Origin of the sequence: Demequina sediminicola (genome assembly GCF_000975055.1) — a bacterium.
In the GTDB taxonomy this organism is placed as follows: Bacteria; Actinomycetota; Actinomycetes; order Actinomycetales; family Demequinaceae; genus Demequina; species Demequina sediminicola.
Window position 1 is genome coordinate 782193 of record NZ_BBRB01000001.1, and the last position, 26112, is coordinate 808304.

The 26112-nt window shown below is 62.1% G+C and carries 21 protein-coding genes and 2 tRNA genes; 15 read left to right on the top strand and 8 right to left on the bottom strand.

Going from position 1 to position 26112, the window contains the following annotated elements; translation table 11 throughout:
• Window positions 1-28 precede the first annotated feature (28 nt).
• A complete protein-coding gene (gene gyrA / locus AOP79_RS03675) occupies window positions 29-2689 on the top strand; it encodes a DNA gyrase subunit A (protein WP_082093374.1) in 2661 nt (886 codons plus the stop codon).
• 87 nt (window positions 2690-2776) lie between these two features.
• On the opposite strand, the gene AOP79_RS03680 is transcribed toward gyrA, so the two are convergent.
• Window positions 2777-4150: an MFS transporter gene (locus tag AOP79_RS03680; RefSeq protein WP_082093324.1), complete on the bottom strand. Its 1374-nt coding sequence runs from the start codon at window positions 4148-4150 to the stop codon at window positions 2777-2779.
• Between the two features lie 87 nt (window positions 4151-4237).
• Between AOP79_RS03680 and AOP79_RS03685 the strand changes: the two genes are divergently transcribed.
• Both AOP79_RS03685 and AOP79_RS03690 read left to right on the top strand, forming a co-directional pair.
• A complete protein-coding gene (locus AOP79_RS03685) occupies window positions 4238-5194 on the top strand; it encodes a serine aminopeptidase domain-containing protein (protein ID WP_062070523.1) in 957 nt (318 codons plus the stop codon).
• Complete coding sequence (locus AOP79_RS03690; RefSeq protein ID WP_062070525.1) at window positions 5191-5955, top strand: glycerophosphodiester phosphodiesterase family protein; 765 nt, start codon at window positions 5191-5193, stop codon at window positions 5953-5955. Before AOP79_RS03685 ends, AOP79_RS03690 begins: the two co-directional genes overlap by 4 nt.
• A 4-nt stretch (window positions 5956-5959) precedes the next feature.
• Here the strand turns inward: AOP79_RS03690 and AOP79_RS03695 are convergent, their stop codons facing one another.
• Window positions 5960-6241, bottom strand: coding sequence for a hypothetical protein (locus AOP79_RS03695; protein WP_152647985.1), 282 nt, complete (start codon window positions 6239-6241; stop codon window positions 5960-5962).
• Window positions 6242-6556: 315 nt separating this feature from the next.
• On the opposite strand from AOP79_RS03695, the gene AOP79_RS03700 reads away from it, so the two are divergent.
• The 4 genes from AOP79_RS03700 to AOP79_RS03720 all read left to right on the top strand — a co-directional run bounded on the left by AOP79_RS03700 (window position 6557) and on the right by AOP79_RS03720 (window position 10347).
• On the top strand, window positions 6557-6976 hold the full coding sequence (locus AOP79_RS03700) for a hypothetical protein (protein WP_062070529.1): 420 nt from the start codon (window positions 6557-6559) through the stop codon (window positions 6974-6976).
• On the top strand, window positions 6976-7518 hold the full coding sequence (locus AOP79_RS03705; protein ID WP_062070531.1) for a hypothetical protein: 543 nt from the start codon (window positions 6976-6978) through the stop codon (window positions 7516-7518). The genes AOP79_RS03700 and AOP79_RS03705 overlap by 1 nt, the downstream gene beginning before the upstream one ends.
• Window positions 7519-8350: 832 nt before the next feature.
• Window positions 8351-8833: a Fur family transcriptional regulator gene (locus AOP79_RS03715; RefSeq protein WP_062070535.1), complete on the top strand. Its 483-nt coding sequence runs from the start codon at window positions 8351-8353 to the stop codon at window positions 8831-8833.
• Window positions 8830-10347: a catalase gene (locus AOP79_RS03720; protein ID WP_062070537.1), complete on the top strand. Its 1518-nt coding sequence runs from the start codon at window positions 8830-8832 to the stop codon at window positions 10345-10347. The genes AOP79_RS03715 and AOP79_RS03720 overlap by 4 nt, the downstream gene beginning before the upstream one ends.
• Window positions 10348-10692: 345 nt before the next feature.
• Here the strand turns inward: AOP79_RS03720 and AOP79_RS03725 are convergent, their stop codons facing one another.
• Window positions 10693-13044 (bottom strand): DUF2156 domain-containing protein, encoded by a 2352-nt coding sequence (locus AOP79_RS03725; protein WP_062070539.1) that lies wholly within the window; start codon window positions 13042-13044, stop codon window positions 10693-10695.
• A 123-nt stretch (window positions 13045-13167) separates the two neighbouring features.
• Between AOP79_RS03725 and AOP79_RS03730 the strand changes: the two genes are divergently transcribed.
• From AOP79_RS03730 to AOP79_RS03740, 3 genes are all read left to right on the top strand, one after another.
• Complete coding sequence (locus tag AOP79_RS03730; RefSeq protein WP_062070541.1) at window positions 13168-14118, top strand: DUF3566 domain-containing protein; 951 nt, start codon at window positions 13168-13170, stop codon at window positions 14116-14118.
• Window positions 14119-14207: 89 nt separating this feature from the next.
• Window positions 14208-14281: transfer RNA gene (locus AOP79_RS03735), tRNA-Ile, on the top strand.
• Window positions 14282-14432: 151 nt separating this feature from the next.
• Window positions 14433-14505 (top strand) — tRNA-Ala (locus tag AOP79_RS03740).
• Between the two features lie 33 nt (window positions 14506-14538).
• Here AOP79_RS03740 and AOP79_RS03745 read toward each other — a convergent pair.
• Together AOP79_RS03745 and AOP79_RS03750 are read right to left on the bottom strand one after the other, a co-directional pair.
• Window positions 14539-15744 (bottom strand): MFS transporter, encoded by a 1206-nt coding sequence (locus AOP79_RS03745; protein WP_062070543.1) that lies wholly within the window; start codon window positions 15742-15744, stop codon window positions 14539-14541.
• A complete protein-coding gene (locus tag AOP79_RS03750; RefSeq protein ID WP_062070545.1) occupies window positions 15741-16433 on the bottom strand; it encodes a hypothetical protein in 693 nt (230 codons plus the stop codon). The genes AOP79_RS03745 and AOP79_RS03750 overlap by 4 nt, the downstream gene beginning before the upstream one ends.
• A 151-nt stretch (window positions 16434-16584) precedes the next feature.
• Here AOP79_RS03750 and AOP79_RS03755 point away from each other — a divergent pair, with 151 nt between their 5' ends.
• Window positions 16585-17178, top strand: a complete 594-nt coding sequence (locus AOP79_RS03755) for a thymidine kinase (protein ID WP_062071050.1) — start codon at window positions 16585-16587, stop codon at window positions 17176-17178.
• On the opposite strand, the gene glpK is transcribed toward AOP79_RS03755, so the two are convergent.
• Window positions 17175-18680, bottom strand: a complete 1506-nt coding sequence (glpK, locus tag AOP79_RS03760) for a glycerol kinase GlpK (RefSeq protein ID WP_062070547.1) — start codon at window positions 18678-18680, stop codon at window positions 17175-17177. The genes AOP79_RS03755 and glpK overlap by 4 nt on opposite strands.
• A 79-nt stretch (window positions 18681-18759) precedes the next feature.
• A complete protein-coding gene (locus AOP79_RS03765) occupies window positions 18760-19755 on the bottom strand; it encodes a sugar-binding transcriptional regulator (protein WP_062070549.1) in 996 nt (331 codons plus the stop codon).
• A 64-nt stretch (window positions 19756-19819) separates the two neighbouring features.
• On the opposite strand from AOP79_RS03765, the gene AOP79_RS03770 reads away from it, so the two are divergent.
• The gene (locus tag AOP79_RS03770) at window positions 19820-21541 is read left to right on the top strand and encodes a glycerol-3-phosphate dehydrogenase/oxidase (RefSeq protein ID WP_062070551.1); all 1722 of its coding nucleotides are present in this window, start codon (window positions 19820-19822) and stop codon (window positions 21539-21541) included.
• Window positions 21542-21661: 120 nt separating this feature from the next.
• Window positions 21662-23518, top strand: a complete 1857-nt coding sequence (locus tag AOP79_RS03775) for a dienelactone hydrolase family protein (RefSeq protein WP_174435651.1) — start codon at window positions 21662-21664, stop codon at window positions 23516-23518.
• A gap of 157 nt (window positions 23519-23675) precedes the next feature.
• Here the strand turns inward: AOP79_RS03775 and AOP79_RS03780 are convergent, their stop codons facing one another.
• A complete protein-coding gene (locus AOP79_RS03780; RefSeq protein ID WP_062070553.1) occupies window positions 23676-24557 on the bottom strand; it encodes a hypothetical protein in 882 nt (293 codons plus the stop codon).
• A 90-nt stretch (window positions 24558-24647) separates the two neighbouring features.
• Here AOP79_RS03780 and AOP79_RS03785 point away from each other — a divergent pair, with 90 nt between their 5' ends.
• On the top strand, window positions 24648-25187 hold the full coding sequence (locus AOP79_RS03785) for a peptidylprolyl isomerase (RefSeq protein WP_062070555.1): 540 nt from the start codon (window positions 24648-24650) through the stop codon (window positions 25185-25187).
• Window positions 25188-25201: 14 nt separating this feature from the next.
• Window positions 25202-26008 (top strand): rhomboid family intramembrane serine protease, encoded by an 807-nt coding sequence (locus AOP79_RS03790; RefSeq protein WP_082093325.1) that lies wholly within the window; start codon window positions 25202-25204, stop codon window positions 26006-26008.
• Window positions 26009-26112 lie beyond the last annotated feature (104 nt).

Sequence of the window (26112 nt, forward strand, 5' to 3'; positions counted from 1 at the left end):
GATCGACCAGATCGATCTCAATGTCGAGATGCAGCAGTCCTACCTCGACTATGCGATGTCCGTCATCGTTGGTCGAGCTCTCCCGGACATCCGCGATGGATTGAAGCCCGTGCACCGTCGCGTGATCTACGCGATGTACGACGGCGGCTACCGACCTGACCGCGCCTACTCCAAGTGCACCCGCATCATCGGCGAAGTGATGGGTAACTATCACCCGCACGGTGACTCTGCGGTCTACGACACTTTGGTGCGTATGGTGCAGGACTGGTCGTTGCGCTATCCACTCGCGGATGGTCAGGGAAACTTCGGCTCCCCAGGAAACGACCCTGCGGCCGCTCACCGTTACACCGAGTCCCGTATGGCGCCCATCGCCATGGAGATGGTTCGGGATATCGACAAGGAAACAGTCGATTTCCAGGACAACTACGACGGCCGGACCCAGGAACCTGTGGTCTTGCCCGCACGCTTCCCGAACCTGTTGGTCAACGGTTCCGCCGGTATCGCCGTCGGAATGGCTACCAACATTCCGCCGCACAACCTGCGCGAGGTTGCGGAAGGTGCCCAGTGGGCACTCGAGCACCCTGAAGCAACCAAGGACGAACTCCTCGAGGCGCTGATCCAGCGCATCAAGGGTCCCGACTTCCCCACCGGTGCACAGATTCTTGGACGCCGCGGCATCGACGAGGCATACCGCACCGGGCGTGGATCGATCACGATGCGCTCGATCGTCAATGTCGAGGAACTCCAGGGGCGCCAGTGCCTGGTCGTCACCGAACTGCCGTACCAGGTCAACCCTGACAACCTCGCACTGAAGATCGCGGAGCTGGTCAAGGAAGGCAAGATCTCCGGCATCGCGGATATCCGTGATGAGACCTCGGGCCGTACCGGCCAACGTCTGGTCATTGTGCTCAAACGCGACGCGGTCGCCAAGGTCGTGCTCAACAACCTCTACAAGCACACCCAGTTGCAAGAGACGTTCGGCGCCAACATGGTGGCGCTCGTTGACGGTGTGCCTCGCACGCTGCCGCTCGACGCGTTTATCCGTCACTGGATCAGCCACCAGATCGATGTCATTCAGCGCCGCACGGTGTACCGCCTGCGTGAGGCCGAGCGTGAAGCTCACATCTTGCGCGGCTACGTCAAGGCTCTTGATGCTCTTGATGAGGTCATCGCGCTGATCCGTCGCTCCCCCACTGTCGATGAAGCCCGCGAGGGCCTAATCGAGTTGCTGGATATCGACGAGATCCAAGCGAATGCGATCCTCAACCTCCAGTTGCGCCGCCTGGCCGCACTGGAACGTCAGAAGATCGAAGCCGACTACGCCAAGTTGATGGCCGAGATTGATGACCTGAAGGACATCCTCGCTTCCGAGCCACGTCAGCGCAGCATCATCTCTGAGGAACTCGCGGAGATCGTCAAGAAGTACGGCGATGAGCGTCGCACCGAGATCTCACCCTTCGACGGTTCCGTCGACGTGGAAGATCTGATCGCCGAGGAAGAGATCGTTGTGACGATCACCCGCGGTGGTTACGCCAAGCGGACGCGTTCGGACCAGTACCGTGCGCAGAAACGTGGCGGTAAGGGCATCCGTGGCGCAACGCTACGTAGCGACGACATGGTGGAGCACTTCTTTGTGACCACCACACACCACTGGTTGTTGTTCTTCACTAACTTTGGTCGCGTCTACCGTGCCAAGGGTTACGAACTCCCGGATGGCAGCCGCGACTCCAAGGGCCAGCACGTTGCCAACATGATGGCGTTCCAGCCTGGCGAGGAGATCGCCCAGGTGCTTGACCTCCGTTCGTATGAGGACAAGCCGTATCTGGTGCTGGCTACCAAGCGTGGTTTGGTCAAGAAGTCGCGTCTGGAGGACTACGACTCCAACCGTTCCGCAGGGCTCATTGCGATCAACCTCAAGGATGTTGAGGGTGAGGACGGCCAGAGCCGTCCGGACGAGCTCGTGGCAGCTCGCCTCGCGGCTCCAGAAGACGACCTGATGTTGGTGTCCCGCAAGGGGCAGTCGGTTCGCTTCCACGCCGATGACAAGGAACTACGCCCCATGGGTCGCTCGACCTCGGGTAACCGCGGTATGAAGTTCCGCGATGACGACGATCTGTTGTCGATGGACGTCATCCCGGCCGATGTTCCAGAGGGCACTGAAGCCGATGGCACCGTCACCGATGCCGATGGTGACGAGATCACCGTCTCCGACGGCCCGTACTCGTTCGTCGTCACCGAACTTGGTTACGCCAAGCGGACCGCGGCATCGGCTTGGGATGCCAAGCACCGCGGTGGTCTTGGCGTGAAGGTCGGCAAGCTGACTGATGAGCGCGGCGATCTGGTGGGCGCACTGTTGGTGGACGAGACCGACGAGGTCTTGGTCATCATGGAGTCCGGCAAGGTCATGCGTTCCCCCGTCACTGAAGTTCCAGCCAAGGGCCGCAACACGATGGGCGTCATCTTCGCGAAGCCAGCGAAGGGCGACAAGATCATCGGCATTGCGCGCAACGTGGAACGTAAGCTCGACGAGGAAGTTGCCGCGGAGGAAGGCGACGAGGCTGTCACCGACGGCGCGCCGGCTGAGGGAACAGTAGCCGCAACCGACAGCACCACGGATCAGGCTCCCGAGGCCGCTGCCGAGGTTGCTGACGATGGTGCCGCGGACGCCTCTGAGGACGCCAAGGAGTAAGTACCCTCGAGGCTTCACGCACACGAGCCCCGCCCCAACCTCACTTCGAGGCCAGGGCGGGGCTCTTGTCGTTGATGCCGCTTGTGGCTATGCGGTGGTGGGACGGTCCGCGGGGGTGCGGACGAACAGCAGCATGATCATGCCGGCGAGCACCACCGCAACCACGCCGAGCGTGCCCCAAATGGTCGCACCAAACAGCGCAATGGACAGTGACCACATCGCGGGTGCCATGAACGATGCGGCACGTCCGGTCGTGGCGTAAAGGCCAAAGATCTCGGATTCATGGCCGGCCGGTGCAACGCGGGCGAGCAACGATCGCGAAGCGGACTGAGCCGGGCCCACCATTGCCGACAGCAAGAGTCCACAGACCCAGAACACCATGGTGCCCGACGTGTGCAGCACCACGATGGTGACTCCCGCGAGGACGACCACCCCGAGCGCCACGAGGATCACGCGGCGTGGACCCACCCGGTCATCGAGTCGACCAGCAATGAACGTGGAGATTCCGGCGATGAGGTTTGCAGCGATGCCAAAAATCATCACCTCGCTGTCCGAGAAGCTAAAGGACACTGCGGCAATCACTGCGCCAAAGGTGAAGATTCCCGCCAAGCCGTCGCGATAGACCGCAGAGGACAGCAGGAACCACAGTGTGGAGCGCGCCGAGTGCCACAGCGTCTTGAGATCTCCAAAGAGAACCTTGTACCCCTCGATCAGGCCCACAGGTTCACGAATGGAGGCCTTGGACTCGGGCACAAACGCAAAGAGGGGCCATGCAAACGCTAGGGTCCACACCGCGCAACCCACCGCGATCAGCCGGTAGGCCATGCCGTTCGACGTATCCATGCCGAACCAAGAGAAGGCGTCCAAAAGCACGACGATGACGAGCGCCACGATGCCGCCCATGTACCCCAGGCCCCAGCCAAGTCCGGAGACACGGCCCATGGTTCGGGGCGTCGACACCTGAACGATCATCGCGTTGTAGTTGACGCCTGCAATCTCACCCACAATCGAACCCACAGCAATCAGCGCGACACCAAGCCAGAAGTACTGCGGAGCTGCCTCGACAAAGAACAAGCCAGCCACACACGCCACCAGGATCAGCGTCATCGCGCCCAGCCAAGCCTTGCGCTTGCCCGAAGCATCGGCCCTTTGCCCCAAGACCGGCGCGAGCAACGCGACCAACACACCCGCGGCAGTGATACCCCACCCCAAGCCCGAGGTGAGGTTGTCGATAGCGGCCTTGTATGCCGGGTCATCCTCGCCAAGTGCAGCAATAGCGGGATCGATGAACGCGTCAGATGTCAGATACAGCGCCGTGAAGACAAAGGTGATGATCACCGAGTTGAACGGCTGCGTCGCCCAATCCCACAGAGCCCAAGCCCACACCCTCCCCCGCGGCACCTCGACCACCGGTGGCGGAGCATCGGTGGACAGGGGGAGCACCTCGTCGTGGTCGGTCATGTCACTAGTGTGCCGATGACCCGCACTCAATGCTGGAGGCCACGCGCCTGACAAGTGATCAGCCAAGGCGCACTAGGCTCATGAACTGTGACGACGCCTGAACTTTCTTGGTCCGCAGACATCCTCGACGGCTATGAAGCCGCGCCGCTACCAACTGCCCAGGTTGGCAAGGAGACAGTGGCACGCACCCTGGTGCGCCGCGTGGAAAGACCGGAATCTCCGCGAGCCATCGCGCTCCATGTCCATGGTCGCAATGACTACTTCTTCCAAACACACCTTGCCGATGCGTTCACTGAGAACGGGGCAGCCTTCTATGCCGTAGACATGCGGCGGGCCGGTCGCTCCATCCAGCCCGGCGATATCCCCCACCACTTCACCGATATTGCTGAAGTCGGCGAGGACATCTCTGCGGCCATCGATGCGGCGATAGCCGACGCGGGAGACCTCCCCGTCATCGTGCACTCTCACTCCACGGGCGCGCTCGGAGCGGCAATCTGGGCCAACGACGTCGGCCACCCCAATCTCGCTGGCGTCATCCTCAACAGCCCATTGTTTGGTCTGCAACTGCACGGGTGGAAGGCCGCCGGAATCGAACTCACGCCGATCATCGGCGCTATCGCCCCGCGCTGGGTCATGGACCCTGCACCCACGGTGTACACACAACGCTTGGCTGCAGCCGATGGTGGCAAGTGGGTATTCCGCGACGACTGGAAGCGATCGTCGGGACAGCCTGCGACGGCAGGATGGCTTGGTGCAACGGTGTCCGCTCGACGCCGGATCGCCAAGGGCCTCGACATCCAGGTCCCCGTGTTGCTGGCCCACGCCGACTCTTCGGGCCCAGACAAGTTCGACAACCCTCGCGTCGACTCCCAAGACACCGTGGTTGATGTGGTGCCCATGCGTGAGTACGGACCCAAACTGGGGCCGCGCGTACAGATGAGTGAAGTCGCAGGTGCGATGCACGACCTTTCGCTGTCCAGCCCTGAACCGCGCCAGACCTATCTCGCGACGGTGGCGACGTGGATGGATACAGTTGTTGAATGAGTCATCCGTACTTCGATAATGGCGGGCACCCGGTAGCACTTGCGCACCGGGGCTTCTCGCTCGACGGCCTCGAGAATTCGATGACTGCATTCCAAAATGCCGTCGATCTGGGGTATCGGTACCTCGAAACGGATGCGCACGGAACATCCGACGGAGTCGCGGTTGCACTCCATGACGAGACGCTCGACCGCACCACCGATGCCACCGGGCTTGTCGCAGAACGGACCTGGGATTCCGTCAAAGTCGCGCGCATCGGCGGAATCGAACCGGTGCCGAAGCTGGAAGACGTGTTGTCCGCATGGCCCGACGTCAAGGTGAACATCGACGTCAAAGGAATGTCCGGCGTCGGCCCTGTAGCGGAGGCGATTGAGCGCACGAAGTCTCACGACCGCGTGTGCGTCGGGTCATTTGATGCCGCACGCCGTCGCGCAACGTTGCGGCTCCTCAGCAAACCCGTCGCACGGTCTGCGTCCCAGCGCGAAGCGATCGCATGGTGGATTGGGTCGTTCGTTGGCGGGAGTGCTGAGGCGACCATCGGAGATGTCGACGCACTACAGATTCCCTGGCGCCGGGGCAACGTGCCGTTGCTCTATCCCAAGCACGTGCGCCTTGCTCATGAGGCAGGGAAAGAGGTGCACGTCTGGACCGTCAACGAACGTAGCGCCATGGTGCGACTCTTGGCGATGGGCGTAAACGGCATCGTCACTGACCGGGCCGATATCCTCAAGGATCTGCTCATCGAACGGGGCCAGTGGGCTTAGCGACTTAGGGCTGTGGGTAGTCGCGAAGCGCCTTGAGGGCAGCGTGCGCGTCCAATGCGATCGGGTCGAGTGACGCCTGGCTCCGTTTCGCCCACGCTAACCAGGGGCCGAACTCGATGACGGCGATCCCCCTGACCTTCGTGGCGATGATCACCATCTCTTGCCCCGCTGTCCCCTCAGATCGGGCTGCCCCTACTTGAGTGACGGTGTTCCGCGGCAATGTGAAGGCCGGGGCGTCACCGCTGAGCCACACGTCAATCCCATGATCTTCAATGGCCAAAGCCACCGGAGCTCCCGATGCGATGGATCGCTACAGCATGGAAAACGTGCCGATGGCCAGGAAAACGGGCACGATCAGGGGCATGCGGGTCCTCAGGAGAGGAGGTCAGGGCGCTTCAACCGACTTACAATACAATCGCAGATGCCATTGGCCACGAGGGGTTGGCTGGGAAAATTCGTCACTTCGCGAACGGATGGGATGACACCCGTGCAAAGATGCTCGAGTCCGTCGCGAACCTAGCCGAGGTAAGTACGCAGTGTGGCGACTCTTCCAGTGAAGTCGACACCGAGCTTGCGGCAGCACTCAAGGGGGAAAAGTATCGTGGCGTCGCCATACACGTGGGTTCCATTGACCTCGGGGGAGAACCCCGTCCCTGGCAACCCGGTGACGATCGAGAATGGTGCAGCGCATTGTTCGACCCTTGCGGTGGCTATCGAAAATGCATCGGGTTCACTTAAGGACATCGAGACCCTAGATGTACATCAACCCGATGCCGTCTCTGCGTTGCGCGAACGTGAGGAAGAAGTGCGTGGTCACCTGAACGATGTGCAGTCCCGCTACGCATCGGCGGGCACGGCCTTGGACACTTACGCCGAGTCGCTGGCAGTTGCTGGGGGACAGTCAACTGCGGGCCTCAGTTCCATGGTGGCCGAGACCACGTCGACGGGATTCGACTTTCCCGCGTGGATCACCGGCCAGTCAGAGATGCGTGCCGCGCCTGAGAGGTTGGCGCTCCGTTGATGGGTGTGGTGTGGGGGGTTCCAGTTCCGGAGGTTCCTCCAGCCGTTCAAGAGCCGGATTTCACCTGGCCTGAAGTAGTGGTGTTGATGCTGGTGATTGTTGCGGTGTGGATGTTTGTTGCGCCGTTGGCGAGAGCGATGTGGCCGTGGTCGAAACCTCGTGAGGTGAGTGTTGCTCAGGGGCGGCGGTGGCTGATTGCGTTTGTGGCAATTCCGGTGTTGATGTTGATGGCCTGGCTGGTTGATGGTGCCGGAAATCGGTACTACGAAGGGTTGCGTGAAGAGCGTGACGCTGAGATTGAAGCAATTGCCGCACCCGTGCTCGACGAGTTAGAAGGTGAATACGGACTCACGGCTACAGAGGAAACGGAACGCACTTTCTGGAGGGTCGTCTTTTGGGCCGATGCGTTCGCTGAAACCCGTGAGTACACCTTTGTTGAGCCATCGGGTGATGAGGTGTTGTGTGCTGTGACGGTGTCGAGTTTTGATGAGGGTAGGGAAGCATCGATGCAGTGCCCAGCGCCTACAGAGCCGGGGACGTGACATGCCCCCTGCAATCACGCCTGGCGATGACTTTTTGGTCCCCTCCTGGTGCCACGGTGATGTCCAATCGAGTGATGATCTGTTTGTACAGCCGTGAGAGGATCCTGGCCTCTCCCGTGTTTGCGCGGCAGCTGTGGCTCGCGACGCACAACTTGCAGCCATGGACAGCATTGTCTTTGGAGCACTATGGGTCCCCCACCCATCGACCGGAGTGGTGTTGGCTACGGGTTGCCCTCCGGCGAGCGTGTGACGATCCGAAATGCGGATCTGTCCTCCGGCACACACGTGTACGCCCAGTGTCGCACAGGCCGACTTCAGTAAGTGCTTCGGAACGACTGAGAGCACGGAACCGTTCCTGCACACGCTGGTATCACGCCTTGGCTGGACCGGACTTCCTCCCGAGCACGCCCAATACTTCAAGGGAATGATGCCTGCTTCCGGGGGCAACGAGTGGCCATTCCCAGAGCCGCCCTTGGACTGCGAGCACACCGGCTACTTCTCTGTGACCAAGTACGACTCAATGGGGCTGGCTGCATATCGAAGAGCCCTGCCTTGCATCGTCTGCACTGGACCGAAACTGGACCGAAATGAGGATGGCTCTATCACTGTCGTGTTCGGCGACGATCGGTGTGCGGGGCGTAGTAACGTCAAAGAGACCACGGAAGGTCAGAAGTCCTACTACGGTCTTGGTCTCTACCGCCTTGTCGATGTGGCTGAAACCGTGGAGTCCATCAACACGGTGCGAGACAGCCCACCTCGACCGGCCTAGCGGCAGGTCGGGACGAACGTCCGAGTTTTGACAGCGTCAAAAGAGCGGCGTACTCTAGGTGACATGACAACAGAGGTGCTCCCCGAACCCGCAGCAATGCTGCGGGAAGCCGGGTTGCGCGTTACTGACACTCGCCAGGCCGTAATCATCGCACTTGGCGAGCACCCCCACAGTGGCGTCGACAGCATCGTCGCTGCAGTTGCAGCAGTGTTGCCCAGTACCTCCCGTCAGGCAGTTCACAACGTCCTCACCGACATCACCACTGCGGGACTTGCCCGCCGCATCGAGCCAGCAGGGCACCCCGCTCTGTACGAACTGCGGGTCGGAGACAACCACCATCACATCGTGTGTCAACGCTGCGGCACGATCGCGGACGTCGACTGCGTCACCGGTCACGCTCCCTGCCTCACGCCCAACACCACCCATGGTTTTGACCTCACGGAAGCCGAGGTCACTTTTTGGGGGGTGTGCGCCGACTGCCAGTCGGACGCATCCCCTGCCCCAGCATCGTCCCTGCTTGAAGAAATGAAGGAGAGTTCACCGTGACTGAAAAGTTCACCACCAACAACGCTGGCGCCCCCGTGCCCTCAGACCAGCACTCGCAGACCGTAGGCAACGACGGCGTGACTGCACTTACCGACCACTACCTGGTCGAGAAGCTTGCACAGTTCAACCGTGAGCGTGTCCCCGAGCGCGTGGTCCACGCCAAGGGCGGCGGCGCTTTCGGAACCCTCACCGTCACCAACCCCGAGATCGCCAAGTACACCCGCGCTGCACTGTTCCAGCCGGGCGTCGAGACCGAGATGCTCGCTCGCTTCAGCACCGTCGCCGGCGAAGCCGGATCACCCGACACCTGGCGCGACCCCCGCGGATTCGCCCTGAAGTTCTACACCACTGAGGGCAACTACGACATGGTGGGCAACAACACCCCCACCTTCTTCATCCGTGACGGCATCAAGTTCCCCGACTTCATCCGCTCGCAGAAGCGCCTTCCCGGCTCACACCTGCGCGACAACGACATGCAGTGGGACTTCTGGACCCTGCAGCCTGAATCGGCACACCAGGTCACGTGGCTCATGGGTGACCGCGGCCTCCCCCGTTCGTGGCGCGAGATGAACGGATACTCCTCACACACGTACCAGTGGATCAACGCTGAAGGCGAGCGCTTCTGGGTGAAGTACCACTTCATCTCCGAGCAGGGCGTTCACAACCTCACGGGCGACGAAGCAGCACAGCTGGCAGGCTCCGACGGCGACGTCCACATCCGTGACCTCTACGAGCACATCGACCAAGGCGACTTCCCCCGCTGGAAGGTCTCCGTCCAGATCATGCCTTACGAGGACGCCAAGGACTACCGCTTCAACCCCTTCGACCTCACCAAGGTGTGGCCCAAGGCTGACTACCCCCGCATCGAGCTCGGCATCATGGAGCTCAACAAGAACCCCGAGAACTACCACGCTCAGATCGAGCAGGCCACCTTCGCGCCGAGCAACTTCGTGCCCGGCATCGGCCCGTCGCCGGACAAGATGCTCATGGCACGCATCTTCTCCTACGCTGACGCACACCGTTACCGCGTGGGTACCAACCACTCCGATCTGCCCGTCAACGCTCCCCACGCAGCGGACAGCAACGGACACTCGTACTCGAAGGACGGCTCAATGCGCTACTCCTTCTCGTCGCCCGACACCCCTGTGTACGCACCGAACTCGCGCGGTGGCGCACACGCCGACGCAGACCGTGCCGGTGACGCAGGCAACTGGGGCAACGACGGCGAAATGGTCCGCGCTGCCGCAACCTTGCACTCCGAGGACGACGACTTTGGTCAGGCCGGAACGCTCTACCGCGACGTGTTCGACGATGGTGAGAAGGAGCGTTTCCTCGCTCAGATCACCGGACACGTGGGTGCCGTGAAGTCTGATGACATCCGCGAACGTGCCGTTCAGTACTGGACCAACGTGGACGCTGACCTTGGCGCCAAGTTGCGTGCCAACCTCGAAGCCGAGGGTGCTCCGAACGAGGCCGGCGAGCCCGGCACCAAGTGGGAGCCCACGGACGCATAACGTCCCCTTTCGGGCCGCGTGATGGTGGCGGCCCGTGAGTGACACACCAAAGACAGAAGGCCGGTCCCGTGTGGGGCCGGCCTTCTGCGCGTCTGAGGTTGAATCCTTCTCCGTCTAGCGGGTCAACACTACGAACCGGTGGCTCGCACCCCTCTCCGTCTAGCGGGTCAACACTACGAACCGGTAGCTCGCGCGCCTCTCCTCCCAGCCCTTCAACACTACGAACCGGTGGCTCGCGCGCCACGCCGTGGAGCAGGGCCGATGCCGGTGGATCGCCGGCGTGTTGGCCACACCTTTGGTTCGTAGTGCCAGTGGGGTGGGGCTGGTTGCTTCAGTGGGGTGGGGCTAGTCGCGCTTGATGGCCGCCTTCGCGAGGTCCGCAGCCGTGGCATCGGGCAGGTACGCGCGGCCTATGGACAGTGCGATGGCCGGAAGCTTGGCCTCGTCGCGGTACAGCAGCGACATGGGTGTGTGGTGAGGCTTGAACTTCTCCTTGAACCGCTCCAGGCTTGCGAATCCGTAGTAGGGCTCCATCTTGTCGGCCAACGTATCGAGCAACTTCTCGATGGAGGAATCAACCTCGTCGGCGTAGGCCAGTGGTGCGCAGGACAGCGACGCGTAGGTGTACCCGTCCTCCTTAAACTCCATGGCAGAGGCCGCGATGAGGTACTCCATGACGCCCTTCATGGCATCGTCATCGAGACGCCGCTTCATGATGTCGATCGTCCACCCAGACACCGCACCATCGCGGTACACGGGCATCCAGCTCGTCATGCCGTGCACCGTGCCATCCTCGTCCACCGCCACGTGCATCAACACGTTGGGGTCCATGGCTTCCTCGAGCGTGCCCAAAGTGAACTTCATCTCAGGCAGCGACTTGTCTGCAGTCCACTGAGCCTCGATCGCCTCCAGCTGGTCACGTAGCCCGCGGGGAGCATCGGCCAAGTGGAAGGACTTCATCGTGATGCCCTCGCGGTTCGCGCGGTTGACAGCCGAGCGCACGTCCTGCCAGGACTTGCCCTTGAACTCCAGTTTGGGAAGGTCAATCACCGTGTCTTGGGCGACCTGAATGCCCTTCCACCCTGATGGTGCCATGGCAGCAGTCAACTCTGGGCTTGCTGCGAAGTACGCGACGCGCCAGCCACGAGCGCGGCAGAACTCGTCAAAGCCACCGGCATTCGCCACCACGGAGTCACGGTCACCAGCCGGGTCTCCTAACACGACCGCCGTACCCAAGCTGACGGTGTAACCCCACGCGGCACTCTCGTCATCAGACTTCCAGTGGTGGATTCCGGGCCAGCGCGCCATGTAGCCCACCGACGTCATGGTGTCGCCATTGGTCTGCAACTCGATAAAGCGCTCGCGCGCGTGCTCGTCATCCTCAGGTCGACGGGTGGTCAACAGCAATCCCGCAACGGATGCGGCGATGATGGCCCACCAAATGACACTGACCGTCCCCAGGACAACGCTGGCTCCGGTAGTTGCGGGCTGGAGACCAGCCGGCGAATCACCGACCATGCGGACCAGCGAAGTGGTGACGGCTTCGCTGAGCGTGGGCTCGCTTTCGAAGCTGCCATCCATGGTCATGATGATTCCCGTCGTGAAGACGAGCGTGACGATGGCGGCAAGTCCGATGCGCAGGAAGATCTTGGAGCGCACACCCTGAGCTCCAGACACTCGGAAGTGGCGACGGCCCGTGAGGAGGAGCACTACCAGGACCCACTCGATCATCGTGCTGAAGACGATGCTTGGGGTGAGTCCATCAGCGATGAGGACCAGGGTGCCGCCCACGGCGCTGATGGCTGCGACTGGTGTGATCCACCACCATGCAAAGCGGCTGCCTCGGTGGGCGGCATACGCAAACAGGAAGCCCAAGATCGCCAGACCAAGGTCGCTGAGCAGCGTTGCCGTAGGTACCTCAGGGTGACCAAAGTCGAGGACGCCGCCCTCACCTGGCCAGACGTGGTTCAGGAGGCTGTGAGCGGCATTGACTGTCAGCAGTGTTGCCACCGTGTCGCGGACTTCTTGCGTGCCGTATTCAACGGACCACTTCTCGTAGGCACGGCCAACGACCCAGGGGCCAATTGCGAGACCCACAAAGAATGCGGCCGCATGGGTGAAGTCCCACACTTCGGCGGCCCACATGATCATCATGACGACGTAGATCGAGCCAAAGAGACGGATGCGCCTGCGCCACACGACTGACATCGCCGCAGTCGCGGCGCCCAGCGCACCGAAACCAGCATTGGACATACCTACGTCGGAGACCCTGGAGAGAGTGTCTACCCAGGGCAAGCCAGCGTCGCGCAGGAGCCAGAACACGCCCGCCACAATAAACACAGCTGCAATGTGAGTACCAAGTGTCACTGCGAGCATCTTGAGAGCGCCGTAGTACCGCTCGATGTACCCGCCACCGGCAATGAATAGCGGAAGTATCAGGAGGTACATCCATGGTGTGGGGGCAATGAGCAGGCCCGTCAGGACAGTCCACCATCGGCCCTCTTCAAAAGCCTGTTCACCCCAACCCCAGGAGTCAACGAGCCCCAGCGACTCCGCTGATGTCCATAGCGCCTGAGTGGCGATACCTACGATGACGAGGACGGCAGACAGCGCCAACGTCACCGGAATTGCCTTGGCGCTTGTGGCAATGCGCGACCATATGGACTCGGTCTCGGGGGTGACCTGTGCGGTGCTCATGTGTGACAGGTTAGTGGGCCTAGCAGAGAAATCTGGGGACTAGCACTTCAGGTACCGTCGCGCCTGAAGTACCCTGGGGTCTGGCTCACGCTGAACCGGCGTGAGATACGTGGAGGAGATTGCATGACCGCGGACGACCGCAACGCACCCGGAACTGGGCAGACATTCACCCCCCAAGGTGAGTCTGCACCGACGTCAGGTGAACACGCCGCGTCCCGTGCCAACGTTCCCCCTTCCGTTCCTCCGCGCTCCGCGAATTCTGCGCCGCAGACGGGTGCCACTCCTTCGGGAAGCACTCCCACGCGTTCATCGATGCGCACTCCGGCGCAGCCACAGGCTCAGGGCACTGCACCCACGACAGGACAGCAGCCAGTCGTGTCGCGCCAGCCCATCTCGGGCCAGCAGCCCGTTGTCAGCCAGCAGGGCCACCCTGCGTGGGCTCCCACGACACGTCCTAGCGCACCGGGCGCAAACTCAGCCCCGACCTCCGCTCCCCAGCACACCTCGCGCCCGCCGCAGACCTCAGGTCAGCCGCAGGGCTTCACAGGAGACTCCAACCCCGCTACGGACGAACAGCCCACCGCCCCCGCGGCGGGAGCAGGTTTCACGTCTTCCGTGGGTGCAGGATTTGGCAAGGTCAAGGGATACGCGGCCAAGGCCAAGGAAGACCTGCTCAGTGGCGACGACATGAGTTCGACGCGTCAGCAGGGCGGTGCTCGTAAAGCACGCGTCCTCGTCTCGCGCGTTGACCCGTGGTCCGCTCTGAAGATCGGCTTCCTGCTGTCCATTGCTGTGGGCATCATGACCGTTGTGGCGGTCTATGTCCTCTGGAGCGTCCTCAACGGAATGGGCCTGTTCGCTCTTGCCGACCAGTGGATCCAGGACCTGTTCACAGGCGAAGAGACACTCAACCTGCAGCAGTTCTACGACCTCGATAAGTGGCTGTCCGCTGCAGTGCTGATCTCCGTGGTGAACGTCGTGTTGCTCACTGCCCTCAGTGCCGTCGTGGCGTTCCTTTACAACATCGTTTCCTCGATCGTGGGCGGCGTATACGTCACTCTGACGGACGACTAAACCGCACCATCGACGGCCTCCCCAAGGTCAGTTTGGAATGGACGCTTTTCTTGGGGTATGGTTGGTCGCCGCGGCAGTCGCCGCGAAAAGGGCCCATAGCTCAGGCGGTTAGAGCGCTTCGCTGATAACGAAGAGGTCGGAGGTTCAAGTCCTCCTGGGCCCACCGAGGTGGACGAATGAAAAAGATTGTCGTAGTTGTAGCGCTGGTTTCCGCAGTCGCTGTCGCGTGTAAGATAGTGGCAGCAAACTCGGAGCGTGACATCTGGGATGATGTTCACCGAGGCTTGTGAATCACGTATTATTGTGATGAACAAGGGGCCTTAGCTCAATTGGTAGAGCGCCTGCTTTGCAAGCAGGAGGTCGTGGGTTCGATTCCCACAGGCTCCACGGTTAGCCGTCACCTATGGGTGGCGGCTTTCATCATTTCTGGGGAAGTTTCTCTACAGCCGCCGGCTGGTCCGAGCGCGGAAGTTGGCGCAGTGCCGCCACCCCGACCACCGGGCCCAACGCTAGAATCACCAGTGCGTACTGCCAGCCCGTCACCTCAGCCACAAGCGGCACCAACTGGATGCTTGCGACGGTCAGCGCGAACCCCACTGCCGTTTGGCCCGTCAGGGCCGTGCCCACATGCTCGGGTTCAACGGACTCTGACAGCGCCGTCGAGAACACTCCCGAGTCAGCGATGACTGAGGCGCCCCACACCGCACACAGCACCGTCAGCATCACAGCGTTGGCGTTGAATGCCACTGGAGACATGACGCAGCAGGCACCGCTGACGGTCAACGCAACAATGGCCGCACGCTTGCGTCCGTAACGGTCAGCGGCCCAGCCCCCGATAAGGCATCCCGCAAGCCCGCCGATCCCCATCGTCACAAACACCATGACCTGGCCAGAACCCGAGAACTCGGCCGCGGAGCGCGCAACGAAGACCGCAATCCATGTCCACAGTGCGTACAGCTCCCACATGTGGCCGAAGTAGCCCACGTTGATGAGCAAAGGCCGCCGCTGGCGGAACATGTGGATGAAGTAGCGCGGCTCCAAGGTGGTGCGCGATGCCGCAAGATACGGTCCGCTACGCACGAGCGTGAAGGCTGTGATTGCTCCGACAAGCCCAACGACGGCAGTGATCTGCAAGGTGCTGCGCCAAGGAAGGTCCGCGAGCCCGCCAATGAGGTTGGGAAGTGCGGACCCCACGGTGAGTGCGCCAATCAGCAGACCCATCGAAAGCCCCCGCTGCTGAGGCGGAGCCCATGACGCCATGAGCTTCATGCCGGTGGGGTAGACGCCGGCGAGGAACACACCGGTGACGAAACGCAGCGCGATCATCGTCGCGAGGTCGTGAGCGAGCCATGCCAGCAATGACGTGCTCAGTGCCGCGAGGGCAGCACTCGACCCCAACAGCAGGTGAATGGGCATGCGGTCAGCCAGGTTGGTGATGGTCGAGACGAGCGCCCCAGCGACGAATCCGAGCTGTACAGCGGCCGTGAGCCACACCGCGGCGGCGCTCGAGATACTGAACTCCGCCTGTACGCCTGGGATGACGGCGGACACTGAGAACCACACGGCCAAAGCCATGATCTGTACTGCGGCGACGAGGGCCCGCTGCGTCGCGGGGTTGCGCGTCATTCAGCGATGCCGATCTCCCACGTGACGGGGTTGGCGGTGTAGTTCGCCGCTGTGCCATGGAAGTTTCCGCGGTACTCAAGCGCAACAAGTTCGGCACCATCATTCACCATCATGACCCAGCAGCCTGTGGCAGTGCCGGTCTCCACGAGGGCGTCAGTGTCGAACGCAGGGCAGTCATCGGGAAGCGACGTCATCACGGGCTCTGAGGCCTGGCCGCCGCGGTCGGTGACCCCCGTCATTGCGGGTGTGTCGGTGACCGCATACCCTTCCGGGACGGGTTCGCCGACCATCGTCAATGTGGCGTGGACGTATGCCGGGTAGTACCAGCCCGTGAAGCCCTCGAGGTCTGTCGGTTCAATGTAGGGCGCGAAATCATCCAGCGTGACCGCGGTGACGTCTTCGAGGTGTCCCTGAACCTTGAGTTCGGTCGCTTCCCCCGCATCGTTCGTCGCCGTGAGGGGCAACACTACGTCTCCCCCGGCCTCGACGGTCGCGCCTGGCTCGGTGAGCGGCGCATCGGGAGCGATATCCGATGCGGTCGCGGGCTCCGTCGGAGTCATCGTGACCGCGGGGAGGGTCACCGTCGGCGTGGGGCTTGCCTCGTCCCCAGAGGAGGTGCTGCAGGCAGACAGCGTAGTGCTGACGGCAACGGCTGCGGCGAGGCCGGTGATGATGCGCAGAGCGGTCATTCTTCAACTCTGCCATGACTCAGCAGCGAAGACTCAGACGCGATGCCCCGTGAGCGGCGCGTGGACGTGCGGCGGAGTGCCACAGTGGCGCTAATCTGACATGCACACACGCGCACCGGGCGAGGGTCGCGTCAGCGTTGAGGAGCGATCGATGGCCAAGTTGTACTTCCGCTACGGGGCAATGAACTCGGGTAAATCGACGATGCTCCTGCAAGCGGCGTACAACTACGAGGAACGTGGGCAGACCCCGGTCATTGTGAAGCCCGGCACGGACACGAAGGCCGGGCGCGCAGTGTCGTCGCGGATTGGCCTTGAGCGGGAAGTTGATGCGCTGATCGCGGAAGATGTGCTGCTGGAGGATGTGCTTGAATCGGTCCGCCCTATCGCGCAGACCGATGCGATCTTCATTGATGAAGCACAGTTCTTGACGCCCTCTCAGGTGGACGAGGCATTCACCATTGCCGTCACGACGGGTGTCCCCGTCTTGGCCTATGGGCTGCGAAGTGACTTCCGCACACTCGCATTCCCTGGGTCCGCCCGGCTCCTCGAGCTTGCACACTCGATTGAGGAACTCAAAACCATCTGCCGGTGCGGGTCCAAGGCACTCATGAACGCACGCCTGGTCGATGGTGAGTTCGTCTCGAGTGGTGCGCAAGTGGCGATCGATGGACAGGCTGCAGGCTACGAGTCGTTGTGCGGCCGCTGCTACCTCGAGAAGGTCGGCCCGGTCCGCCACGTCTCCTAAGCTTTGTCCGTCCACCCAAACGAGCGCGTGAGTCCCTTACGCCACTCAGCACGGGCATCGGCCCTCTCGCTCTGTGAGGACGTGGGATCCCACTGCTTGTCACGGCGCCACAGGCCACGCAACTCGTCGAGATCTTCCCAGAAGCCCACTGCCAAACCCGCAGCGAACGCAGCGCCCAGAGCGGTGGTCTCAGCCACTGCAGGGCGCACGACGGGGATTCCGAGGGCATCGGCCTGCATCTGCATCAGGAGATTGTTGGCCACCATGCCGCCGTCCACCTTCAGTTCGGACAGTTCTTGCCCTACGTCACCGGCCATGGCTTCCAGGACGTCGCAGGTCTGCATGGCTACGGCTTCGAGCGCGGCTCGAGCGATGTGGCTGTGATTCGTGAACCGGGTGATTCCTAGGATCGCTCCCCGAGCATCGGGCCGCCAGTGTGGCGCCAGCAAACCGGAGAACGCCGGGACCACTACTACGCCACCGGTGTCGGGAACCTGAAGAGCCAGGTCCTCGACCTCCGATGCGGTGGAGATGATCCCGAGAGAGTCGCGCAGCCATTGCACAAGGGAGCCGGTGACTGCGATGGAGCCCTCGAGCGCATAGGTGGGTGCTTCTCCCCCGATCCCGTAGGCGACGGTTGTAATGAGGCCGTGTTGCGAGAACACGGGGGTGTCCCCGGTGTTGACGAGCACGAAGCTGCCGGTGCCGTAGGTGCTCTTGGATTCGCCGGCGGAGAAGGCTGCTTGTCCGAAGGCCGCTGACTGCTGATCTCCCAGGATTCCGGTGATGGGGATGCCGCGCACCAGGCTTGATTCAGATGCTTTTCCGAAGGCATCTGAGGATTGGCGGATGTCGGGAAGGCATTGCGAGGGGATGCCGAACAGGTCCAGCATCGTGGGCGACCACTCGCAGGTCCGTAAGTCCATGAGGAGGGTGCGCGACGCATTGGTCACGTCGGTGGCGTGTACTCCGCCCTGGGGGCCGCCGGTGAGGTTCCACAGCACCCAGCTGTCGATGGTGCCGAGCATGAGGCGGCCGTCGCGGGCTCGGGCATGGCCATCGTCGATGGTGTCGAGGAGCCAGCGGAACTTTGATGCGGAGAAGTACGCGTCCAGCGGGAGGCCTGTGATGTCGACGAAGGCATCGCGCCCGTGCTCCTCAGTGAGAGCGTCGATCGCGCCTTGAGTGCGGGTGTCTTGCCACACGATCGCATGATGGAGTGGCTTCCCCGTCTCGGGATCCCATGCGACAACGGTCTCGCGTTGGTTGGTGATGCCTACGGCGGCGAGGTCATGGCGAGTGATGTTGGCTTTGGCCATGGCGAAACCCACGGCTTCGCGAACGTTGGTCCAGATTTCGGTGGCATCGTGTTCGACCCAGCCTGGCGCTGGAAAGTACTGCTGATGTTCGAACTGGCCTGACGCGACGATGTCGCCGGCGGCGTCAAAGATGATGGCACGGGTGCTAGTGGTGCCTTGGTCGATCGAGACGACGTATGCCACGGGGGACTCCTTTGTTCGTGGTGCTTCCAAAAACTACGGCGCTAAGGAACGATGTGCGAGCCAGTTGCACACATGTGCGTCAGCGGGATTCCGCGAGACGCCGCGCGAGGGCCTCGTCGACGACAAGATCGGTGACGAGCGATCCCTCCAGAGCACCGCGTACCCCCGCAAACTTTTGTGCGCCCGAGGCAACGCAGAGACGACGAGGCACCCGTTTGAGCGTCGCGAGGCGTGGCCCGCTACTGCGTGCGTTGAGCGCAATGTTCGTTGAGGAGCCGTCCGCCCGGAAAAACACCGTCGCGACGTCTCCCACGGCATGGTCCGCTTTAAGACTGCGATAGTCGTTGGGGCCCAAGAAGCCGCCGATGTAGACATGGCTGGGAACCTCGGAGAACGGCGTCCCGACACCAAAGATCGCCAAGTCCATGCGGCTTTGCAGCTCAAGTAGGCGGCGAATGCTTCGCTCTCGCCACAACGCCTCACGCGTGGAGGGGTCGTCAAAGAAGGCTGGGACTGGGAACTGTTGCACGCGGGCCCCGAATGCTTGCCCGAACCGCTGCAAGATGTCGGAGGAGTACTCGATTCCGGTGCTTTGAGTGTTGCCAGCGCCGTTCATTTGCACGATCTCGCTGTGCCGTGTGGGGCGCGACACCAGATGCTTGCTCACCACGCTCATCGTGGACCCCCAAGCCACGCCCACTGTCATGTGGGATTCGACGAACTCACCCACGAGGCGCGCGGCGTTCATTCCGACACGTTCGAGCCGCTCGACGTCCGAGAGCGTGTCCGGTGTGGGGACCACGTGCGCCCGCACCGAGTACCGCTCGCCAAGTCGGCGTTCAATGTCACCCACATGCTGGTCCGGCGCTGAGACGTTGATCTCGACAATCCCCGTGTCGCGAGCGAAAGACAGCAGGCGGGACACAGAACTGCGAGAGACCGCGAGTTCTCTGGCGATTGACTCCATGGTCTGGTCTTGCACGTAGTACAACTGTGCGGCCCTGAGCGCTTGCCTGGTGCGCCGTCCTTCTGCGCTGTAGTCCTCCACCGCGGCTCCCTTCGCACATTTGTGCATCCGCGTTGCGCGACGGTGCACTTGCGATGGATTCTAGCCATATCGAATCCTTGAAGGAGGAACTATGACCGAGTCGCCGGTGCCGCGTCCCGACCGCTCCCCCCGTGCCCGGGCGGACGTCTCAGGCATTGACCGCACCCAGGTCCTCATCGTGGGCGGTGGAATCAACGGCATCGCTACGTTTCGTGACCTAGCGCTCCAGGGCATCGATGTAGTGCTGGTGGAGCGCAACGACTTCTCCTCGGGGGCCTCTGCCGCGTCCAGCCACATGGTCCACGGCGGTCTGCGATACCTCGAGAACGGAGAGCTGCGCCTTGTGCAGGAGTCGGTGCGCGAACGCAACGCACTGTTGACCACCGCTCCACACCACATCACGCCCCTGCCGACCACGATTCCGCTGCGCAAAACTTTCAGCGGCGTCGTCTCTGCTCCGCTACGAGTGCTGCGCCACCGGCCCAGTAGTGGCACTGAGCGCGGTGCCGCGCTAGCGAAGCTTGGCCTCGCGATGTATGACTCCTACTCGAGGCGCAACGGCTCCGTCCCTGCCCACGTGATGGAAGGGCGCACAGCACTCCGGGAGAAGTTCCCCGACTTTGCCCCCGACATCAAATGGGCTGCAACGTACTACGACGCCTCAGTAGGCCAACCGGAGCGAGTGGCCGTTGACCTCGTGCTCGACGGCACCGAGGCGCACGCCGGCGCCCATGCAGCGAACTACGTTGAGGTCACCGGAATGGCGGACGGCGAAGTGGTCGTCACAGACCGCCTCACAGGGGTCGAGTCCCGCATCCGAGCCGATGTGGTGGTCAACGCCTCGGGTCCATGGACAGACCTCACCAACGCTGACCTTGGTGAGACCACAGAGTTCATGGGAGGCACCAAGGGTTCGCACATCGTGGTGGACTCACCGGAGTTGCTTGCTGCCACACGTGGTCACGAGATCTTCTTTGAGCACCCGGACGGCCGGATCGTGCTCATCTATCCGTTGCATGGGCGTGTGATGATCGGCACCTCCGACATCCCCGTCGACCCGCGCGAGCCGGCACGTTGCACCGATGAAGAAGTCGCGTACTTCCTCGAACTCGTGGGACTGGTGTTTCCCGACATCGAGCTCAGTGAGGAGCACATCGTCTACCGGTTCTCCGGCATTCGCCCGCTCCCCAAAGCTGAGGACAGCGCGCCAGGCGTCGTCTCGCGGGACTATCGCTTGGAACGGGCCGATGTTGAAGGCACCCCAGTGGTCAGCATCGTTGGCGGCAAATGGACAACATTCCGTGCCTTGGGAGAGAGGGTCACCGACGAGGTTCTCGAGATGCTGGGGTCCACCCGTGTGCGCTCCACTCTCCGCGAGTGGATTGGCGGAGGGCGCGGTTTCCCCAAGAAGGACGAGCAGCGCACTGCGTGGTTCGAGCGGCATCTGCACGGCTTGAGTGACGACCGCCAGCAGACCCTGTTCGCGCGCTACGGCACACGCGCGAGCCGAGTCGCTGACTACATTCGCACCGGACCAGACGCGGAAATTCCCGGAACTGACCTGAGCACCGGAGAAGTTCGCTATCTCGTCGAAGTGGAGCATGCTCGCCGCATGAGCGATGTGATTCAACGGCGCACTACCTTGGCGTTCCGCGGCGGACTGACGGAGGCGACCATCACGGCCGTGGCTGAAGCGATGGCTCCTGCGTGTGGATGGAGCCCGCCTGAGGTTCACGAGGAGGTCCGTCGGTGTATGGAGCACCTGAGGGATGCACATGGTGTCCAGTGGTCTGGCCAACACGTCGCGCCGTAGTTTGCACGTCTGTGCAGATTCGCTGAAACGGCGTCCAATAGCAGTGAGCCGCAACTAAAGTTCCCGAGAAGCAGCAGTCCTCTGTGGCTGCGTATGTCCCCAACAAAGGAGTTGAACCCCATGAGCACCCCCGTGTTCAAGCGCAACGGTTTCTGGTTCACCGTTGCACTATTGATTTGTTTGGTGTCCGCAATTGGCGCCGCCACAGTTCAAACCGACCGTGGAGCAGTAGACATCAAAGACATGCAGTGGGAAACCGCTTCGGGTCGCATGATGAACGCGCTGTTGTTCCGCCCCGACACCGCGACCGTCGATAACCCCGCACCCGCCGTTGTCGTGAGCCACGGCTGGTGGAACAACCGCGAGATGCAGGACGCGAACTACACCGAACTCGCACGTCGCGGCTATGTGGTGGTGTCAATTGACATGTATGGCCACGGCAACTCTGACCCGCTTCCGTCCGAGGAGATCGCGGTCAACGGAACTGGCATGTACGACGCCGTGAACCTCGTAGCCGACCTTCCCTACGTCGACACCGAGAGCATCGGCGTTGAGGGTCACTCGAACGGTGCCCGCGCGGCAAACTTCTCCATCGGCATCGACAACACCATGGAGACCCCACTCATCGCGGCAGCCTTCCTCGTCGACAACGAGGCGTTCTACACGGATGCCGCCAACGACAACGCCTACTTCAACTACTACGGAAGCCGCGACGTCGGCCTCGTGGCTGATCAGTATGACGAGTTCTTCTTCCGCTCGTACTCCGCGGAGGGGGAAGCACTGACACCGCCCCGCGACTTCGCCACCACGCCCAACGCCCAGTCCTTCTTGCACTTTGGAGCCGACCCGACGACCGTCGACGACACTCGAGTGCCGGGTGAGTACTACACGGAAAACGTCGACGGCACAGATGCGGTCCGCGTTCTCTACACCCCCAACGAGATTCACCCGTGGAGCACTATCTCCAAGACCACGGTGGGCTCGATGCTCGAGTTCTTCGAGACGGCGCTCCCGGCGCCAGACCCCATCGCACCCGACCAGCAGGTATGGCAAACCAAGGAGTTCTTCAACGCACTTGGCCTCGTGGGTTTTGGAATCTTCCTGGTGACATTCGCAAAGGTCTTGATGCGCACGCCATTCTTTGCCTCCCTACGCTCCAACCCTGCACCCAAGGCAACGGCACTAGACAAGGCCGGACACGCATGGTTCTGGGGTGGACTCGTTTTCTTGTCCATCGTGTCGGCATGGAGCTACGTGTGGCTCAGCAACGTTGAGAGCCTCTCAGGCACAGTGTTCAACGCTGCGCCGTCATTCTGGCCGCAAGGCGCTGTGTTCTTCATCGCGTTGTGGGCAGCGATCAACGGTGTCGTCGCACTTGCGCTGGTGACGCTGATCTACTTGGTGCGAGTACGCAAGACCGGTACGAGCCTCAAGGACCTCGGAATCCTGCCTGGATGGGTAAACACAGGTAAGACCATCCTGCTGGGTATAGCCACGGTCGCCGCGGCATTCACACTGGTCTTCGCAGTGGACTATTTCTTCAAGACGGACTTCCGATACTGGGTCCTCGCGGTGAAGTGGTTCCCCGTCGACAAGATCGGCTACGCGCTCTACGTCATCCCATTGTTCCTGGTGTACTTCATCGGAAACTCGATCGCCGTCAACGCCTTCAGCCGCTTCACTTTGCTGGGGCGCGAATGGGTCAACACGGCGGTCCTGGCGCTGTTCAACGCCATGGGTCCGTTGGTGCTCGTGATCTGGCAGTATTCGACCTTCTTCACGACGGGCTACCTGACCGATCAGCTCGGCGGAATCTTCAGCATTTGGCTATTCCCCACTCTGGTGCTGCTACCGGTCGCGGCTGTAATCTCGCGCAAGTTGTATCGAGAGACCAACAACCCGTACATCGGTGGGCTCATCATGGCCCTCGTTGTGGCGCTGATCTCAGCGTCCAACACCTTGGTCACGACCTTCTAACCCGGAGCTGTCGAACCGAAGACACGGTGGAGGGCCCTACCCACAGGTAGGGCCCTCCAGTGTTCTATGGGTACCGCCGCTCGGTTGCGCGGCGTAGAGAGGCACGAAAAAGGCCCCGGTCACCATTCCTGGTGACCGGGGCCTAGGCGCTACTGCGCTACTTCTTCTTCTTGGGAGTCTTCTTCTCCGCGGGGGTCTCGCCGGACTCGTCCGAACCGCCCTCGTCCTCCCAGACATCCTCAGCATCGTCAATGACATCAACGGCTGCGTTGGTGGCACGCGAGCGGGCCGTGTCCACACTGGACTTAACCTTCTCGGTCTCGGTGTCAACCGTGGCCTTGACGCGACCGATGGTCTCGTCGGCCGTCGACTTCACCTTGTCGATGGTCGGACCAGCAGTGTCCTTGACCTTCTCGATGGTGGGGGCAGCCTTGTCGAGGGCATCCTTGCTCAGGTCCTGAGCCTTGTCCGCACCCTTCTTGGCTACGTCCGACACGCCATCGACGGCCTTGTTCACGTTGTAGCGAAGCTTCTGCGACAGGCCAGCGTCCGACTCGAGCTCCCACTCTTCGTCCTCGCCTGCCCATGCGTCACGGCCCGGATCACGACGTGCCCACACCACAAGAGCGGCAGTACCGGCAGCAACGAGAGCTCCGGCGATCACGATCTTGCCGAGGTTGCCCTTCTTCTTGGGCTCCTCAGCAGCGTTCTCGACTGCACTCACAACTGCGGGAATAGCGGCACCGACAATGGCGGCGTGTGCAATGTTGGTCCACTCGCTTGCCTTAGCACCAGCACGGCTCACGTAGGGGCTCGCCTTGCGGGCACCAGAGTGGTAAGCCTTCTGTGCGCGCGGAGCGGCCCAGTCCTTGGCCTGCTTGACCTGCGGCCCTGCCCATTCCTGAGCGCGCTTGGCCGCGGCCTTAGCGCTGACACCAGCTTCCTGAGCGGCCGACTTAGCCGTCGCAGCGGCCTCCTGAGCCTGTGCCCGGTACTTGTCGATGTCCTTGAGCTGCTTTACTTCCTTCTTGCGTCCCACCTGGGGCCTCCGTCCGTATGCAGGTCTTTCCCTCAAACCTATCTTGTCACCTACTGGGAAACAGTGCGACACCCGTGGAACAATAGGGACATGATTGCAACTCTTGAAACCACTGAAGGCGACATCCGCATCGAACTGATGCCCAACGACGCACCGGCAACGGTGAAGAACTTTGTGGGTCTGGCCACAGGTGAAAAGGAATGGACCAACCCCGAGACCGGAGAGAAGAGCAACGAGCCCTTCTACAACGGCCTTGTCTTCCACCGCGTGATCGATGGCTTCATGATCCAGGGCGGTTGCCCGCTCGGCACCGGCACCGGCGGCCCCGGCTACACCTTTGACGACGAGATCCACCCCAACAACAACTTCTCCGAGCCCTACATGCTCGCCATGGCCAACGCCGGCAAGCGCGTCAACCCCATCACCGGACAGCCTGGCGGCACCAACGGTTCGCAGTTCTTCGTCACAGTAGGCGCCACGCCTCACCTCAACCAGGGCCACACCCTCTTTGGCAAGGTTGCGGACGACGAGTCCAAGGCTGTCGTCGACAAGATCGCCAAGACTCCCACCGACGGCCGCGACCGTCCTCTCGAAGATGTCATGATCACCTCGGTCACCATCTCCGAATAAGCCTTCCCCCACACATGAGCACTCCCGCCCAGGGTCCCGCGCCCACCTGCCCACGCCACCCTGATCGCGTCGCCTATGTGCGCTGCCAGCGGTGTGAGCGGCCCGCGTGCCCCGAGTGCCAGCGTCCCGCTGCCGTGGGAGTGCTCTGTGTGGATTGTTTGAAGCAGGCTCAAGCCCAGGCGCGACCAGTGCGGTCGCGCCTGGGCTTCACCATGTCTGCAGGCCCGCCCATCGCCACCTATGTGTTGATGGCGTTGAACGTCGGGCTGTTCCTCCTCGGGCCGGTCCTGATTGGCTCTGCCTGGGAGGGGTACCTGGGGCTGTGGCCGGGCTACACAGCAGAGTTGGGCGCGACGTACATTGACGTGGGCAACGAGTGGTACCGCTGGATCACGTCTGGGTTCGTTCAGTTCAACTGGATTCACTTGGGCTTCAACATGCTCGCGTTGTTCCAACTGGGAAGTGTCCTCGAGCCTGCGATGGGACGCGGCCGCTTTATCGCCCTCTACATGGGGTCGCTCATCGGTTCGTCCGCTGGTGTGATGTTGCTCGCGGACTCCGGTGTCCACGGCGGCGCATCGGGTGCGATCTTTGGACTGATCGCCGCTTACGGCGTCATCCTCAAGCGTCTGAACCTGCCCGTCACTCAAGTTGTCGTGATCGCGGCGATCTTCATTGGTGCTCCGCTGCTGGGCTTCATGTCCGGCGTGTCCTGGGAGGGTCACCTTGGTGGTGCGGTCACCGGGTTGGTCATCATGCTGCTGATGTTCCGCAGTGTGGACAAGCGCGAGGCCGCGCAACGAGCGGGCCACACACCCTAACCCGCCAAATGGCTCCATTTCGCTGTTTTAAGGCACCAAAACAGGCATTTTGTTCCACTAGAGCCACGTTCCCGCTCCCCTGAGCTTGCCGTCGGCTACCGCCT

What these genes read in the sequence shown, in the direction of transcription:
- AOP79_RS03755 (WP_062071050.1), top strand. Translation starts at nt 16,585, where the DNA reads ATGGCCAAGTTGTACTTCCGCTACGGGGCAATGAACTCGGGTAAATCG.
- AOP79_RS03775 (WP_174435651.1), top strand. Translation starts at nt 21,662, where the DNA reads ATGAGCACCCCCGTGTTCAAGCGCAACGGTTTCTGGTTCACCGTTGCA.
- AOP79_RS03745 (WP_062070543.1), bottom strand. Translation starts at nt 15,744, where the DNA reads ATGACGCGCAACCCCGCGACGCAGCGGGCCCTCGTCGCCGCAGTACAG.
- AOP79_RS03690 (WP_062070525.1), top strand. Translation starts at nt 5,191, where the DNA reads ATGAGTCATCCGTACTTCGATAATGGCGGGCACCCGGTAGCACTTGCG.
- AOP79_RS03750 (WP_062070545.1), bottom strand. Translation starts at nt 16,433, where the DNA reads ATGACCGCTCTGCGCATCATCACCGGCCTCGCCGCAGCCGTTGCCGTC.
- AOP79_RS03770 (WP_062070551.1), top strand. Translation starts at nt 19,820, where the DNA reads ATGACCGAGTCGCCGGTGCCGCGTCCCGACCGCTCCCCCCGTGCCCGG.
- AOP79_RS03790 (WP_082093325.1), top strand. Translation starts at nt 25,202, where the DNA reads ATGAGCACTCCCGCCCAGGGTCCCGCGCCCACCTGCCCACGCCACCCT.
- AOP79_RS03680 (WP_082093324.1), bottom strand. Translation starts at nt 4,150, where the DNA reads ATGACCGACCACGACGAGGTGCTCCCCCTGTCCACCGATGCTCCGCCA.
- AOP79_RS03765 (WP_062070549.1), bottom strand. Translation starts at nt 19,755, where the DNA reads ATGCACAAATGTGCGAAGGGAGCCGCGGTGGAGGACTACAGCGCAGAA.
- AOP79_RS03730 (WP_062070541.1), top strand. Translation starts at nt 13,168, where the DNA reads ATGACCGCGGACGACCGCAACGCACCCGGAACTGGGCAGACATTCACC.
- AOP79_RS03705 (WP_062070531.1), top strand. Translation starts at nt 6,976, where the DNA reads ATGGGTGTGGTGTGGGGGGTTCCAGTTCCGGAGGTTCCTCCAGCCGTT.
- AOP79_RS03715 (WP_062070535.1), top strand. Translation starts at nt 8,351, where the DNA reads ATGACAACAGAGGTGCTCCCCGAACCCGCAGCAATGCTGCGGGAAGCC.
- gyrA (WP_082093374.1), top strand. Translation starts at nt 29, where the DNA reads ATGCAGCAGTCCTACCTCGACTATGCGATGTCCGTCATCGTTGGTCGA.
- AOP79_RS03725 (WP_062070539.1), bottom strand. Translation starts at nt 13,044, where the DNA reads ATGAGCACCGCACAGGTCACCCCCGAGACCGAGTCCATATGGTCGCGC.
- AOP79_RS03785 (WP_062070555.1), top strand. Translation starts at nt 24,648, where the DNA reads ATGATTGCAACTCTTGAAACCACTGAAGGCGACATCCGCATCGAACTG.